Source organism: Dryocola sharpae (genome assembly GCF_051307055.1).
In the GTDB taxonomy this organism is placed as follows: domain Bacteria; phylum Pseudomonadota; class Gammaproteobacteria; order Enterobacterales; family Enterobacteriaceae; genus Dryocola.
Map to the genome: position 1 here is coordinate 61,222 of NZ_CP149994.1, position 14,581 is coordinate 75,802.

The following is a 14,581-nucleotide window of genomic DNA, read 5'->3' on the forward strand; positions in this document are numbered from 1 at the left end:
AGCAGGAGAGAATTAGGTAATGAAAATTAGTGACGGTAACTGGCTTATCCAGCCCGGGCTTGCGTTGATTCACCCGATTCAGGTATTTGACGTAGAGCTTAGCGGTAATGAAATGGTGGTGTATGCCGGGACGAAGGACGTCAGCGAGCGAGCAGGCCAGCTTGATACGCCACTGTTTACGCTGCGCTTCTTCTCCCCGCAGGAGGGCATTGTCGGCGTGCGCATTGAGCACTTCCAGGGCGCGGTGAACCACGGCCCGCATTATCCGCTCAACGTGCTGCACGATGTAAAAGTACAGATGCAGAACACCGACGAGTTCGCGGAGCTGGCAAGCGGTAACCTGAGCGTGCGCGTCACCAAAGGCGACGCCTGGGCGCTGGATTTCCTGCGTGACGGCGTGCGCATCACCGGCAGCGCGTTTAAAAATAACGGCTACGTACAGGATGCCACTACCGGCAGCACGTATGTTTTCGAGCGTCTGGATTTGGGCGTGGGCGAAGCGGTTTACGGTCTGGGCGAACGCTTTACCGCGCTGGTGAAGAACGGCCAGACGGTGGAAACCTGGAACCGCGACGGCGGCACCAGCACCGAACAGTCCTATAAAAACATTCCGTTCTACCTCACCAATCGCGGTTACGGCGTGCTGGTGAATCACCCGGAACGCGTCTCCTTTGAAGTGGGCTCTGAGAAAGTCTCCAAAGTACAGTTCAGCGTGGAAGGTGAATACCTCGAATACTTCGTGATCGATGGTCCGACGCCGAAGGCGGTGCTCGATCGCTACACCCGTTTTACGGGCCGCCCGGCGTTGCCGCCCGCGTGGTCGTTCGGCCTGTGGCTGACCACTTCATTCACCACCAGTTACGACGAAGCGACGGTGAACAGCTTTATCGACGGCATGGCCGAGCGCGACCTGCCGCTGCACGTCTTCCACTTCGACTGCTTCTGGATGAAGGCCTTCCAGTGGTGCGATTTTGAGTGGGACCCGGTAACCTTTCCCGATCCGGAAGGCATGCTCAAGCGCCTGAAAGCGCGCGGCCTGAAAATCTGCGTGTGGATTAATCCTTACATCGGCCAGAAGTCGCCGCTGTTCCGCGAAGGCATGAAGCATGGCTATCTGCTTAAGCGCCCGAACGGCGCGGTGTGGCAGTGGGATAAGTGGCAGCCGGGGCAGGCGATTGTCGACTTTACTAACCCACAGGCTTGCGAATGGTACGCCGGGCACCTGAAACGCCTGGTACGCATGGGCGTTGACTGCTTTAAAACCGACTTCGGCGAGCGCATTCCAACGGACGTGGTCTGGCATGACGGCAGCGATCCGCAGAAAATGCACAACCATTATGCGTTCCTCTACAACGAGCTGGTGTGGAACGTGCTCAGACAGGAGCTGGGTGAAGAAGAGGCGGTGCTGTTTGCCCGTTCCGCCTCCGTGGGCGCGCAGCGGTTCCCGGTTCACTGGGGCGGCGACTGTTACGCCAACTATGAATCGATGGCGGAAAGCCTGCGCGGCGGCCTGTCGCTGGGCATGTCCGGCTTTGGATTCTGGAGTCACGACATCGGCGGCTTCGAAAATACCGCGCCCGCACATGTCTACAAGCGCTGGTGCGCGTTCGGCCTGCTCTCCAGCCACAGCCGCCTGCACGGCAGCAAATCCTACCGCGTGCCGTGGGCCTATGATGACGAAGCCTGCGACGTAGTGCGCCATTTCACGCGGTTGAAATCGCGTATGATGCCTTATCTCTACCGCCAGGCGGCGCTGGCCGCGGAGTTCGGCACGCCGATGATGCGCGCCATGATGCTGGAGTTCCCGGACGATCCGGGCTGCGACTACCTGGACCGCCAGTACATGCTGGGGGATGCCGTGCTGGTGGCGCCGGTGTTCTCAGAGTCGGGCGACGTGCAGTTCTACCTGCCGGAAGGCCGCTGGACGCACCTGTTCACCAACCATGAGGCGCAGGGCAGCCGCTGGCATAAACAACAGCATGACTTCCTGAGCCTGCCGGTTTACGTGCGGGAGAACACGCTGCTGGCGCTCGGCAATAACGACCAGAAGCCGGACTACGCGTGGCACGAAGGCACGCAGTTCCAGCTATTTAATCTGCAGGAAGGGCATGAAGCGGTGTGCGAAGTCCCGGCGGCAGATGGTTCGGTCATCTTTACGCTGAAGGTTAAGCGCGAAGGCAACATGCTGGCCGTTCAGGGTGAAGGCCAGGCAAAAGAGTGGACGCTGTGCCTGCGCAACATCAGCAGCATTAAAGGCGCGCAGCAGGGCAGGCACGCGGCGAGCGAGCAGGGCGTGGTTATAACGCCGGGTTCAGCCGGGTCCGGATTGATTATCGAGCTTTAATTTTTCCTTCTCTTGCCTCACCTCTCTCTTCCGGGGAGAGGTGAAGCGTCAATGTGCCTTACTCGCTGACATAAGCTATGCCTTGCGCGCCGCAAAAAAATGAATTGGCGTTAGTTTTCCGCCGCTCTGCTAAAAAAAATTTTATTTTCCTGACAATATTTCCGTTCCTCATTCGTCTACCTCATCAGAAGTAATAATCAACTAATCTGCTGAGGAGCAAAACGATGAGAGATTTTGATATGCGTGGACACGGGCGGGGACACGGGCGCCGGTTTGGCGGTTATTCAATGGCTAAGCCGCTGGTGACTGGCGTGGTGCTGATTGCGGTGCTGGGTCTGCTGGTGATGTCCCTGTGGAACGCGCTGCTGCCTGCGGTTATCGGCGTGAAAAGCATTGGCTTCTGGCAGGCGCTGGGCCTGCTCGCGCTGTGCCGTATTCTGTTCGGCGGGCTGGGTTTCCGCCCGGGCATGTTCGGCATGGGTCGGGAGCGTCGCCGCATGCATGAACGCTGGATGCGGATGACGCCGGAAGAGCGCGAGCAGTTCGTGCAGCAGCGCCGGGAAGGATTCTGGCGTCACGGCTTCGGGCATTGCCGCCATCACGACGAGCATCATGGCGATCGCCGCGAGCGCTACGGTGAAAACGAGCGCAGCCGCCAGAAGCCGGAAGATAACGCCCCGAAACCGACGAAAGTCGAGTGACGGCGATGAAAGCCGGGACGGCGGGAAATTCCCTCGTGATGTCAGCGCTCAACGCCTGCCGGTCCCGGCTGAAAGCCTTTATCCAGGGCCGCACGGCGGTAAAAGATGACGCGGACGATATCCTGCAGGAGGTGACCTGGCAGCTGATGAAGGTGGAGCAGCCGGTGGAGAACGTCGCCGCCTGGCTGTTTCGCGCCGCGCGCAATGAGATGACCGATCGGGCGCGTAAAAAGCGCGAGCTTCCGCTCTCTGATTACTATTCTGCCGACGAAGAAGGCTTTCTGGCGGAAGACGAACTGGCGGAAACCTTATTCGGCGTGCCGCAGTCTGCGGAAGAGGCATACCTGAGCGAGCTGCTGTGGGGAGAACTGGAGGACGCGCTATCGGAGCTTCCTGCGGCGCAGCGCGAAGCGTTCGGAAAAACCGAACTACAGGGCTACAGCTTTAAAGAGCTGGCGGAAGAAACCGGCGTCAGCGTGCAGGCGCTGCTGTCCCGCAAGCACAAGGCCGTGCTTTACCTGCGAACCCGCCTTCGCAATCTTTATGATGAGCTGACGGAAGGCTGAGCGAGAGGGAAGCAGGGTGGATAAGCGCACGCGCCATCCACCGCTAACAGGCCCCGAAAATTACTCCCCTTCACCCGGGAATAAAAACGGGTTGATCGAGCTGCGGGCAAAGCCTTCCTGCTCCATGCGCGCATCCAGCACCAGCGAGGCAAGATCGTCCGCCACCGCTTCCACTTTGGCGTCTTTTTCCTGATAGAGGATCTTCAGGTAGGTGCCGCAGTCGCCGCAGCTTTCCGCTTTAATCGCCGACTGTTCGCTGTCCAGCGACCAGTAGTTCAGATCGCGTGTCTGCTCGCAGTTGCTGCATTTCACGCGCACCACGTGCCACTCGGTCTCGCACAGGTTGCAGTGCAGGTAACGCAGGCCGCTGGTACCGCCAATCTGCACGATGCTGGAAACCGGCATCGAGCCGCAAACCGGGCAGAACTGGCGCTGTTCGCCATATTCCGCTTTCGCTTTGCCGGGAATGAGGCTTGCCATCTGCGCCCAGTAAAGCGACAGCGCGGCCCAGATAAAGGGCGCTTTATCGCTGGAGACCAGCGCAAAATCCGCGTTGAACAGCGCGGCGGCCATCTCTTCGAGCTCCTGCGTTGACGCTTTTTCCAGATTCTCGATAACCGCCAGCGCCTGGCCGCTCATTTCCGGCTTCAGTTCGGCAATCAGCGAGTTCAGCAGACGCTGCCAGTGCGGATCGCGCGGCAGCACGTGGATATCCAGCGGCGGCTTGCCGGTTTCGGCCGATTGTTGAATCAGCGCGGTTAAATCCATCTGCAGCGGATGATCGTAAAGCACCACTTCCTGCGCGTGGGCGATAAGTGCGGCAAAGCGCAGGTAATCGCCGAGCGGATTGTTGGTCGCCAGCTCGCGCAGACGCTCGGCGCGGCGGTTGTAGAGGTTCTTCAGCCTTGGGAACAATAACGGGGGAATCATCTCCGCCGTACGCTTATCGCTCTTAACAAGCTGATCCTGTGGAATTATGCGAATACTCATTCCGATCGTTTTCCTGTTAGGACGGATTCAGGGAAACCGTCTGGTCATAGTATTTACAGCCTGAATGCAGCAGTCAGGCGCGGCCACTGACTAAACCGCCAGTCTGAATGATGAGTATGATAACCGCAATTACCCATGGGCGGTAAAAAATGGCCGGACTTTAGGTATGCTTGCGGAGCGGAGGGCGTACAACTTCAGCTCCCCTCTGTACGCTCTGTTTACGCGCGTAACCAATATTGCCGGCTTATGCTGTGTGGAATCGTATTTTACACGGCCAGGCATGTTTGTGGTGAAATATTTAAAATGGGTGTTTAATTTTTATATATTTCGCGGGTTATTAATGATTTCTGTTACTGTAAATAATATTATCCAACGCGTTTCATTTATTTGAGATAAAGATCGCAAAGATGATTTTTTAAATTTTTTCGCGCTTTTATATAAGATATAGTTCGGCATGTAAGAAGGATTGTAACCTCTCAGGGGCAAAACCTAAATCGTAGCGGCGGCTGTCAAAGCCTGCCGTTATGGTTTGGGTTTTTTTTTGTTTTAAAACAGGGGAACGATTATGGAAAGCATTACTTTGCCTGTTGCACAGATCAAAAAGGATAATTATAAAGTCAGAATGTTGTTTTCTTTATGTATTTTCTTTTCAGGCTGCTCGCCAGCACAGGAAATTGCTCAGGGTGATTTACTTAAAGATTCACACCTGGATCTCTCGTTAAGAAATCACTGGAAATATCTTAAAGCAGACGACGTACAGGCTACAACGGTTCATAACGCGTGGGGCCAAAGCGCAACGCTGAATTTCCGCTCAGGTTATCTGTGGGACACCGTTGGTTTCGACGTGAGTTATTCCGGGGTAATGAAACTTGGCGCGAGCGATTATTTCTCCACTCGTGGCCTGCTGTATAACGATGGCGCAGGAATGGATAAGGATAATGCCAAAGGCTTCAATAAATTTGGTCAGCGCTATATCAAGGTAAAATTCGGCGATAATAAGCTGGGCTTTAAGGGGAAAGCTGGCTGGCAGGAGCTGAAAAACTTTGGTGTGGTGACCGCCTCTAACCGGTTGACAAAAAACAGCTATTTTGGCTATAGCGCATCGTTGTGGTATGAAAACCTCGGCGTGGATCTGGGCTGGCTGACCCGGTCTATCAACAGGGACGCGCCGGACAAAGTTCATTTCCAGACGGCGGACAGAAAAAACATCGGCGCTATCCTTACCGGCGAAGGAAGCTGGAAAAGCGACATCGCCACGGTTTCTCTGGCCTACGGTGAGGCAAAGGATTATTTACGCCGGCACATCTATGACATCGTCTGGCGCCCCTCTGCCCGGTGGACGGTAAATACAACCGCCTACGGCACTCAGGCATTAGATAATTATAAGGCTATGCCAGAAGGGAAAAAGGCTTTCGATAATTCCGCATGGCATTACGTTACGGAAGCCAGCTGGAAAAATGAAGACTGGTTATTAAAGCTGGCGGCAGCTTATACGCAGGCTAACAAAAAAAATGCGGTAGGATATTACGATCGTCATATTGCAAAAAATATGCGCGGGCGTTTTTATTCTCTCACCTCCGCCGGCAACGATTATACGAGGGACGGAGAGGCTGCGCTGGCGATGTCAGCTCAGTATCAGCTTACCCCGCAATATGCTACCGGCCTGCAATGGAACTATGGACAGTTTAAATATAAAAATAACAAAGTGCGTTCCGGTGAAATATCGCTGGTAAATCAATGGGTGCCGGGCATTGCGCCTTTTAAAAATTTATCCGTATTTGTTCTTTTAGGCTACGGCTGGGGCTATGAACAAATTGCTCAAACGCCAAAGCTTAACGCGTCCGGGCAGGCTATGCGATCAAGCAGTCTCTCATCTGAGATCGTTATTGATTACAAGTTTGGCTTATTTTAAAAATTAATTACGGTAAAGGATAATACAACATGAAGAATATACGCTTTTTAGCGCTCACAGTTTTACTGCTATCCAGCCTGAGTCAGGCATTTGCCGCCGACGTTACCCTGTATGTGACCAGGCACGGTAAAACAATGTTCAATACGGTGCATCGGGCGCAGGGCTGGGCCGATACGCCCCTGACGGCGCCCGGCGTTGAGGTTGCCCGCTATCTGGGAAAAGGGCTGCAGGACGTCACCTTTTACTCGGTTTATTCCAGCGATGCCGGGCGGGCAAGGGAAACAGCACGGCTGATTATGGCTGCCAAAGCGACGCCCTTTACCCTGAATGAAAGCCCCGGACTCAGGGAGGTTGGCTTTGGCATCTTTGAAGGCGATCTCGATCCAAATATGTGGGGAGCCGCCGCGAAACAGGCCGGCTTTAAGTCCGAAGCCGCTCTGGTGCAGAGTTTCGTCGCGGGCAAAACGACGCTTGCCGAAATGATAGATGCCATCGCCGGAGCGGACTCAAGCGGCATGGCAGAACGCTACCGTACCGTTGCAGACCGCATGGAGCGAAGCATTTTAACTATCGCACGCGCGGTGCACAGCGAAGAGAAACGCAATGTTCTTATCGTTTCTCATGGAATGGCGATAGGCGCCCTGCTGGAGAAACTCGGCTATACCGGGCTGAACAAGCCGCTTGAAAATGCCAGCGTAACCAAAATTCGTTACACCGATGCAGGGAAGCTGATCGTAGAATCCGTGGGCGATATGAGCTACGTAGAACAGGGGAAAGCGAAGCTGTAGAGGAAAATCAGGAGAAACGACAGGGTGTCGTTTCTCCTGTAAAAAGCGCGTCAATCGAGCTTATTCGATTCTTTCTGGCGCACTTCACGATACCATTTCGGATGATGTTTCCTTGCCCACGTGGTCGTGACCCAGCCTTCCACCATTGCGGTGATCGAGCCTTTGACCCACAGCGCGGCGTAGATGTGGACCATGATCACCACAATCAGCGCCACCGCAGCAAAGGAATGCACCATCAGCGCCACGCGGATTACCGGGATGGAGAAAACAGGCGCGAAGTAAGGACGCCAGATAACCACGCCGCTTACCAGCAGCAGCACCAGCAGAATAATCGCCGCCCAGAACACCCCTTTCTGGCCGAAGTTATATCGCCCGGTATCGCCCACCTCCTCATTTACCACGACCTTGCGAATGTTCTTCGCCCAGAGGATATCGTCGCGGTTGATGAGGTTATGGTGCCAGTAGCGGAAGAACATAATGATAAACGAAGCAAACATCACCACGCCGACGAACGGGTGGAGGATGCGCGCCAGCTGCGGCGTGCCCAGAACGTTCATCAGCCAGTTGAAGGACGGGAAGAAAAAGCCCAGCCCGCTCACCGCCGCCAGCACGAAGCAGAAGGCGGTGATCCAGTGGTTGATGCGTTCAGGCGCGCTGTAGCGCTGAATGGTCACTTGTTTTTTCATGGCTTGCGCACCTCGTCATCGTCATGGTGCAGGTTATCGTCATCTTCTTCGGCACGGTTAGGGCCGACCCCCACGTAGTGGAATACGCTGGCCGCGAAGGTGGCAGCAAAGCCGATAGCGGCCAGCGGCTTCCACACGCCTTTCCAGAATTTCACCGTTGGGCTGATGGACGGGTTCTCCGGCAGGCCGTGATACAGCGTCGGCTTGTCGGCGTGATGCAGCACGTACATTACGTGCGTGCCGCCAACGCCTGATGGATCGTACAGCCCGGCGTTGTCGTAGCCGCGGGTTTTCAGCTCCGCCACGCGTTCGCCTGCCAGGGTTTTCATATCGTCTTTCGAACCGAAATGAATCGCTCCTGTCGGACAGGTTTTCACGCAGGCCGGTTCCTGGCCGACAACGACGCGGTCCACGCACAGGGTGCATTTGTAGACGCGGTTGTCCTCCGGGTTCAGGCGCGGCACGTCGAACGGGCAGCCTGCAATGCAGTAGCCGCAGCCGATGCACTGCTCGGACTGGAAGTCGACAATGCCGTTGGCGTACTGAATAATCGCGCCTTCTGCCGGACACGCCTTCAGGCAGCCTGGATCCGCGCAGTGCATGCAGCCGTCTTTGCGGATCAGCCATTCCAGCTTGTCGTTCTGCTCAACTTCAGAGAAGCGCATCACCGTCCATGATTTGGCGGTCAGGTCCGCCGGGTTATCGTAAACCCCGACGTTATGCCCCACTTCATCACGAATATCGTTCCACTCCGAACATGCCACCTGACAGGCCTTGCAGCCGATGCAGGTGGTGACGTCGATAAGCTTGGCGACCTCTTCCTGATGCTCCCGCGCCTGCGGCGCGGGTGTGAAACCGTTAGTCGCGGAACGACGGATAATGTCTTGCGATTGATAAGCCATAATTCGTCTCCGTTACACCTTTTCCACATTGACCAGGAACGCCTTGAACTCCGGCGTTTGCGTGTTGGCATCGCCGACAAACGGCGTCAGGGTGTTGGCGATAAAGCCCTTCTTCGCCACGCCCTCGTAGCCCCAGTGGATCGGTATCCCGATGGTGTCCACTTTTTTGCCGTCGACATCAAGCTGTCGGATACGCTTGGTCACTACCGCTTTGGCCTTGATAAAGCCACGGTTGGAAGAGACCTTCACCGTATCGCCCTGAACAATGCCGAGCGAGTTGGCGAGTTTCTCGCCGATCTCCACAAACTGCTCCGGCTGCGCGATGGCGTTTAACAGCGCGTGCTTGGTCCAGTAGTGGAAGTGCTCCGTCAGACGGTAGGTGGTGCCGACATACGGGAATTTGTCAGCTTTGCCCATCGCTTCCAGGTCGTCCTTAAAGACGCGGGCGGCCGGGTTGGAGACCACGTTCGGGTGCAGCGGGTTAGTGCCCAGCGGCGTTTCAAACGGCTCGTAGTGTTCCGGGAACGGCCCTTCCGCCATCTTATCGATGGCGAACAGGCGGCCTAAGCCCTCCGGCTGCATGATAAACGGCCCGACGTCGCTGCCCGGTGCTGCTGTGCTGTAGTCCGCGATATCCGCGCCGCCCCATTTCGCGCCATCCCAGGAGATCAGGCGGCGTTTTTCATCCCAGGGTTTACCCTGCGGGTCGGCGGAAGCGCGGTTATACAGAATGCGGCGGTTGAGCGGCCATGACCAGGCCCAGCCCAGCGTATTGCCAAGACCTGACGGATCGGCGTTATCACGGCGCGCCATCTGGTTGCCGTCCGGCGTCCAACTCCCGGCGAAGATCCAGCAGCCGCTTGCGGTGGTGCCGTCGTCGCGTAGCTGAGCGAAGGAGCTGAGCTGCTGGCCTTTTTTCACCAGCACCGCGCCGGTGGCCGGATCAAGCACATCTGCCAGCGCCTTGCCGTTGCTTTCCATGGCCACCTCTTCCGGCGCCGGGTTGTCTGGCGTCAGGTAGTTCCAGGTCATATTCAGCACCGGCTCCGGCGCCGTGCCACCTTCGCGCAGGTACATATGGCGCAGACGGGTGAAGATACCGGCGAGGATCTCGCCGTCGTTCAGCGCCTCTCCCGGCGCATCCGCGCCCTTCCAGTGCCACTGCAGCCAGCGGCCGGAGTTGACGATGGAGCCGTTCTCTTCCGCAAAGCAGGTGGAAGGCAGGCGGAACACCTCGGTCTGGATTTGCGACGGCGTGACATCGTTCATCTCGCCGTGGTTCTGCCAGAAGTTCGAGGTTTCGGTGTTCAGCGGATCGATGGTGACGAGGAACTTCAGCTTCGACAGGGAAGCTATCACCTTATTTTTGTTCGGGAACGACGCCACCGGGTTAAAGCCCTGGCAGATATAGCCGTTCACCTTACCCTGGCTCATCATTTCGAAATACTGCAGAACGTCGTAGCCCTTATCCCACTTCGGCAGCCAGTCGTAGCCCCAGCTGTTCTCCGCCGTCGCTTTGTCGCCGTAGAAGGCTTTCATCATCGAGACGAAGAATTTCGGGTAGTTGCCCCAGTAGTTGACCTGGCCTTCCAGCAGCGGTTTCGGCGTGTTGGCTTCAAGGTAAGTCTGGATGTCGGCCTGGCTATCGTTCGGCAAGGTCATATAGCCCGTCAGGCTCTGCGACAGCAGGCCCAGATCGGTTAGCCCCTGGATATTGGAGTGGCCGCGCAGCGCGTTCACGCCGCCGCCCGCCATGCCCATATTGCCGAGCAGCAGCTGAATCATCGCCATGGTGCGAATGTTCTGCGCGCCCACGGAGTGCTGCGTCCAACCCAGCGCGTAGAGGAACGACGCGGTTTTGTCTTTTACGCTGGTTTCGGCGATGTATTCGCAAACTTGCAGGAAATCGTCTTTCGGGGTGCCGCAAATATTGGAAACCACATCAGGCGTGTAGCGGGAAACGTGCTCTTTGAGCAGATTCCACACGCAGCGCGGGTGGCTGAGCGTCAGGTCGCGTTTGGCGAAGCCTTTTTCATCCAGCTCATAGTGCCAGGTGGTTTTATCGTATTTACGGGTCGCCGCATCGTAGCCGGAGAACAGGCCTTCGTCGAAACTGTAATCCTCACGCACAATCAGGCTGGAGTTTGTGTAGGCTTCGACGTACTCGCGGTTGAATTTATTGTTGTTGATCAGATACAGCAGCACGCCCGACAGGAAGGCGATGTCGGTACCGGATCGAATCGGGGTATAGAAATCCGCCACCGACGCGGTTCGCGTAAAGCGGGGATCGATAACAATCAGCTTCGCGCCGTTATGGATTTTGGCTTCCATCGCCCAGCGGAATCCCACCGGATGCGCTTCTGCCGCGTTTCCACCCATCACCACGACGAGATTGGCGTTTTTAATATCAACCCAGTGGTTGGTCATCGCACCGCGACCAAATGTTGGAGCAAGACTTGCTACCGTTGGTCCGTGTCAGACACGCGCCTGGTTATCCACGGCAAGCATGCCGAGGGCGCGGGAAAATTTCTGGGTTAAATAGCCGGTTTCGTTACTGGATGCGGATGCGCACAGCATGCCGGTGGAGAGCCAGCGGTTCACCGTGGTTCCCTGGTCGTTTCGGGCAATGAAGTTGGCGTCGCGGTCTTCTTTCATCAGCTTAGCGATGCGGTCAAACGCCGTTTCCCAGCTGATCTGTTCCCACTTATCTGAGCCGGGGGCGCGGTAAGAAGGGAATTTAAGGCGGCTTTCGCTGTGGATGAAGTCCACAAGGCCTGCGCCTTTAGGGCAAAGCGCGCCACGGTTTACCGGGTGGTCCGGGTCGCCTTCGATATGGAAGATTGATGCTTTGGCATTTTTCGCGCCGTCGCCAAGGCTATACATCAATAGCCCGCAACCAACGGAACAGTATGTACAGGTATTACGGGTTTCGCGGGTGCGCAGCAATTTATATTGCCGTGTTTCCGCAAGCGCAACGCCGGGGGCAAAACCCAGTGCCGCTGCCGTGGTTCCTGCCATACCGCCAGCACAGATCTTAAAGAACTGCCTTCTGCTGACCTGCATGGATTGCTCCTGTTTCGACATTTTTCACATGACTTATAGGTTTATTTTTTGCGGTACTCGCCGCAAAGGTTCACAATCGAACCCTGAAACTGGTTATCGCCTTCCTTCCCGGAGGGATAATGCGGCAAGGATACCACATTGGGATTAAGGTTGTTCTTACCCGGTTAATGCAAAGTGAATAAATCTGACCAAATTAACGAAAAAATTGTTACGAGCTGCACGGGATCGCGTTCTGTCAATCTGTGGCAGCGTGGCGATCTGACGGCGGCCAGAGCGGACTGGATTGCTGAAGAGGTGCCGGTCGCGCTGGTTTATAACGGCATTTCTCACGTCGTGATGATGGCGACGCCTGACAATCTGGAGCTTTTCGCCATCGGCTTCTCCATATCCGAAGGGATTATTAACTCGCCCGCGGACATTTTCGGCATTGATGTGGTGCCGGTCTGCAACGGCATGGAAGTGCAAATTGAGCTCTCCAGCCGCCGATTTGCGGGACTAAAGGAGCGACGCCGTTCACTTGCAGGACGCACCGGCTGCGGCGTTTGCGGCGTTGAACAGCTCAACGACGTGGGTCGTCCGGTTTCACCGTTACCCTTTACCCAGACCTTCGATCTGAGCTTTCTGGATGCGGCGCTGGGGCAGATGCGCCAGTATCAACCCATTGGCGAACTTACCGGCTGCACGCACGCGGCGCTCTGGTTAAACGAGCAGGGCGAGATTATGGCGGGTAAAGAAGACATTGGCCGCCACGTGGCGCTGGACAAAATGCTGGGCGCGCGTGCGCGGCAGGGCTGGCATCAAGGCGCCGCGCTGGTTTCAAGCCGCGCCAGCTATGAAATGGTGCAAAAATCCGCCCAGTGCGGCATTGAGATTTTGTTCGCCGTATCGGCGGCAACTTCGCTGGCGGTTGAAGTGGCGCACCGTTGCAATTTAACGCTGGTGGGCTTCAGCCGCCCTGGGCGCGCGACGGTATATACACATCCGGGACGGCTGCTTGGGTAAATGAATCAGCCTTCCCGTAAAACCAGCGCCATCTCTTTGCGAGTGTAAACAATGTGGTTATCGGGGATATCTTTATTAACAAACGACATCGCCCCGATAGTGACGTTTGAACCGATAGTGATATCACCGATAAGACAGCTGCCCGCTCCCACGTTTACGTTGTCTCCAGTCACGGTTTTTCCACCCTCTCCACGGGTTCGCTGACCGATGGTAATGTTCTGACGCAGGACAGCGTTTTTCCCGATAATACAGTCCGGGCGAATAACCAGCCCGGGGAAATGCCTGATTTCCAGCCCCTCGCCAGTGCTTGCCTGTGGGGAGATATCTGTCGCGTAATGGCGGTTCAGCTTTATTAATTTTTTCTTCGCGTATTGGCTTATAAATCCCTTTTTGGCTTTAAAGAGATATTCCCAGATTCGGAACCAGAAATAAAAACGGCAGCGCATCGTCCCGTCCTCTGAGGAAAAATAATTTCTCTTAATCCACATCATTTAACTAATCCGACTCTATTTTTTGCTCTTTCTGCCGATAACTTATACAGGGCACCCTTAAAACGGGGCGACATGACCCGTTGGGTTATCACTCGAGGTTAAAATGGATAGTTTTCAGAAAGATATTGATGAGAGGTCTAACCTCGCGTTGTCCAACAAATTTGAACTGCTGTTATTCCGCTTAGGGAAAGGGCAGCATGCCGAAAAGTCTGAGCTGTACGGCATTAACGTCTTTAAGCTGCGCGAAATCGTGCCGATGCCGAAAATCAATCGCGCGGCCGGCATGGAGTCACCGCTGCTGGGCATGGCGAATATTCGCGATCAGATTATCCCGGTCATCGACCTGCCAGCCGTTACCGGCTGCACGCCTGAAACGGGCCTGAATCTTTTACTGATAACCGAATATGCCCGCAGCACCCAGGCTTTTGCGGTTGAGTCGGTAGAAAACATTATCCGTCTGGACTGGAGCCAGGTTCACGCTGCTGAAGCGGGAGTCAACAGCCGTAACATCACCAGCATTGCCTCGCTGGACAGCGACGAATATAAAGGCGAGCTGGCGCTGGTGCTCGACGTTGAACAGATCCTCTATGACATCATCCCTGCCGGACGCGACGTGGATGTCTCAGCCATTGAAGAGAAAGCCTACACCCTGAAACCGGGCGCGGTGGCGATTGTCGCGGAAGATTCAAAGGTCGCCCGCCTGATGCTGGAACAAGGCCTGAAGGGCATGGGTATCCCGGCTATCATGCATTCGACGGGGCTTGAGGCCTGGGAGAAAATCAAACTCATCGCCGCAGAAGCCAAAGATGCAAACGAGCCCATCACCGACCGCATTGGTATGGTGTTAACCGATATTGAAATGCCGGAAATGGATGGCTTTACCCTGACGCGTAATATTAAAACCGACGCGACGTTAAAACAGATCCCGGTGGTGATTCACTCCTCGTTGTCGGGCAGCGCGAACGAAGATCACGTGCGCAAAGTAGGCGCGAACGGCTACGTAGCGAAGTTTGACGTCAAAGAGCTTTCAATGGTGATTCATAAGGCGCTGGAGGATGCCGCGCTGTAAGGGTTGCTAAGCGGTGGGAGACGCTACGCGTTCCCACCCTACAAATCACGCGTAGCGCCTTTTGTTA

General features: G+C 55.7%; 12 protein-coding genes. 7 read left to right on the forward strand and 5 right to left on the reverse strand.

Translation table 11 applies throughout. From position 1 onward, the window contains the following. Nucleotides 1-19: 19 nt before the first annotated feature. The 3 genes from yicI (at nucleotide 20) to WLO31_RS00320 (ending at nucleotide 3,611) form a co-directional block, all read left to right on the forward strand. Complete coding sequence (gene yicI / locus WLO31_RS00310) at nucleotides 20-2,344, forward strand: alpha-xylosidase (RefSeq protein ID WP_435928501.1); 2,325 nt, start codon at nucleotides 20-22, stop codon at nucleotides 2,342-2,344. Nucleotides 2,345-2,568: 224 nt separating this feature from the next. Continuing rightward, a complete protein-coding gene (locus tag WLO31_RS00315) occupies nucleotides 2,569-3,045 on the forward strand; it encodes a hypothetical protein (protein ID WP_435928502.1) in 477 nt (158 codons plus the stop codon). Nucleotides 3,046-3,050: 5 nt separating this feature from the next. After that, nucleotides 3,051-3,611 (forward strand): RNA polymerase sigma factor, encoded by a 561-nt coding sequence (locus WLO31_RS00320; RefSeq protein ID WP_435930690.1) that lies wholly within the window; start codon nucleotides 3,051-3,053, stop codon nucleotides 3,609-3,611. Between the two features lie 60 nt (nucleotides 3,612-3,671). Here WLO31_RS00320 and fdhE read toward each other — a convergent pair whose 3' ends face one another. Further along, nucleotides 3,672-4,601 carry a formate dehydrogenase accessory protein FdhE gene (fdhE, locus tag WLO31_RS00325; protein ID WP_435928503.1) on the reverse strand — a complete coding sequence of 310 codons (930 nt, stop codon included), beginning with the start codon at nucleotides 4,599-4,601 and terminating at the stop codon, nucleotides 3,672-3,674. A 565-nt stretch (nucleotides 4,602-5,166) separates the two neighbouring features. Between fdhE and WLO31_RS00330 the strand changes: the two genes are divergently transcribed. Next, entirely contained in the window at nucleotides 5,167-6,513 is a 1,347-nt protein-coding gene (locus WLO31_RS00330) for an OprD family outer membrane porin (RefSeq protein WP_435928504.1), read from the forward strand. 29 nt (nucleotides 6,514-6,542) lie between these two features. Next, a complete protein-coding gene (locus tag WLO31_RS00335) occupies nucleotides 6,543-7,301 on the forward strand; it encodes a histidine phosphatase family protein (RefSeq protein ID WP_435928505.1) in 759 nt (252 codons plus the stop codon). A 50-nt stretch (nucleotides 7,302-7,351) separates the two neighbouring features. Here WLO31_RS00335 and fdoI read toward each other — a convergent pair whose 3' ends face one another. The 3 genes from fdoI to fdnG are packed head-to-tail and all read right to left on the reverse strand — an operon-like array spanning nucleotide 7,352 to nucleotide 11,952. Next, the gene (fdoI, locus tag WLO31_RS00340; protein ID WP_435928506.1) at nucleotides 7,352-7,987 is read right to left on the reverse strand and encodes a formate dehydrogenase cytochrome b556 subunit; all 636 of its coding nucleotides are present in this window, start codon (nucleotides 7,985-7,987) and stop codon (nucleotides 7,352-7,354) included. Next, entirely contained in the window at nucleotides 7,984-8,889 is a 906-nt protein-coding gene (fdxH, locus tag WLO31_RS00345) for a formate dehydrogenase subunit beta (protein WP_435928507.1), read from the reverse strand. Before fdxH ends, fdoI begins: the two co-directional genes overlap by 4 nt. 12 nt (nucleotides 8,890-8,901) lie before the next feature. After that, nucleotides 8,902-11,952, reverse strand: a complete 3,051-nt coding sequence (gene fdnG, locus WLO31_RS00350) for a formate dehydrogenase-N subunit alpha (protein WP_435928508.1) — start codon at nucleotides 11,950-11,952, stop codon at nucleotides 8,902-8,904. A gap of 174 nt (nucleotides 11,953-12,126) precedes the next feature. Between fdnG and fdhD the strand changes: the two genes are divergently transcribed. Next, the gene (gene fdhD, locus WLO31_RS00355; protein ID WP_435928509.1) at nucleotides 12,127-12,954 is read left to right on the forward strand and encodes a formate dehydrogenase accessory sulfurtransferase FdhD; all 828 of its coding nucleotides are present in this window, start codon (nucleotides 12,127-12,129) and stop codon (nucleotides 12,952-12,954) included. Nucleotides 12,955-12,959: 5 nt separating this feature from the next. Here the strand turns inward: fdhD and WLO31_RS00360 are convergent, their stop codons facing one another. Then, nucleotides 12,960-13,400 carry a serine acetyltransferase gene (locus tag WLO31_RS00360; RefSeq protein ID WP_435928510.1) on the reverse strand — a complete coding sequence of 147 codons (441 nt, stop codon included), beginning with the start codon at nucleotides 13,398-13,400 and terminating at the stop codon, nucleotides 12,960-12,962. Between the two features lie 148 nt (nucleotides 13,401-13,548). On the opposite strand from WLO31_RS00360, the gene WLO31_RS00365 reads away from it, so the two are divergent. Then, nucleotides 13,549-14,514, forward strand: coding sequence for a chemotaxis protein (locus tag WLO31_RS00365; RefSeq protein WP_435928511.1), 966 nt, complete (start codon nucleotides 13,549-13,551; stop codon nucleotides 14,512-14,514). The last annotated feature ends 67 nt before the right edge of the window (nucleotides 14,515-14,581 follow it).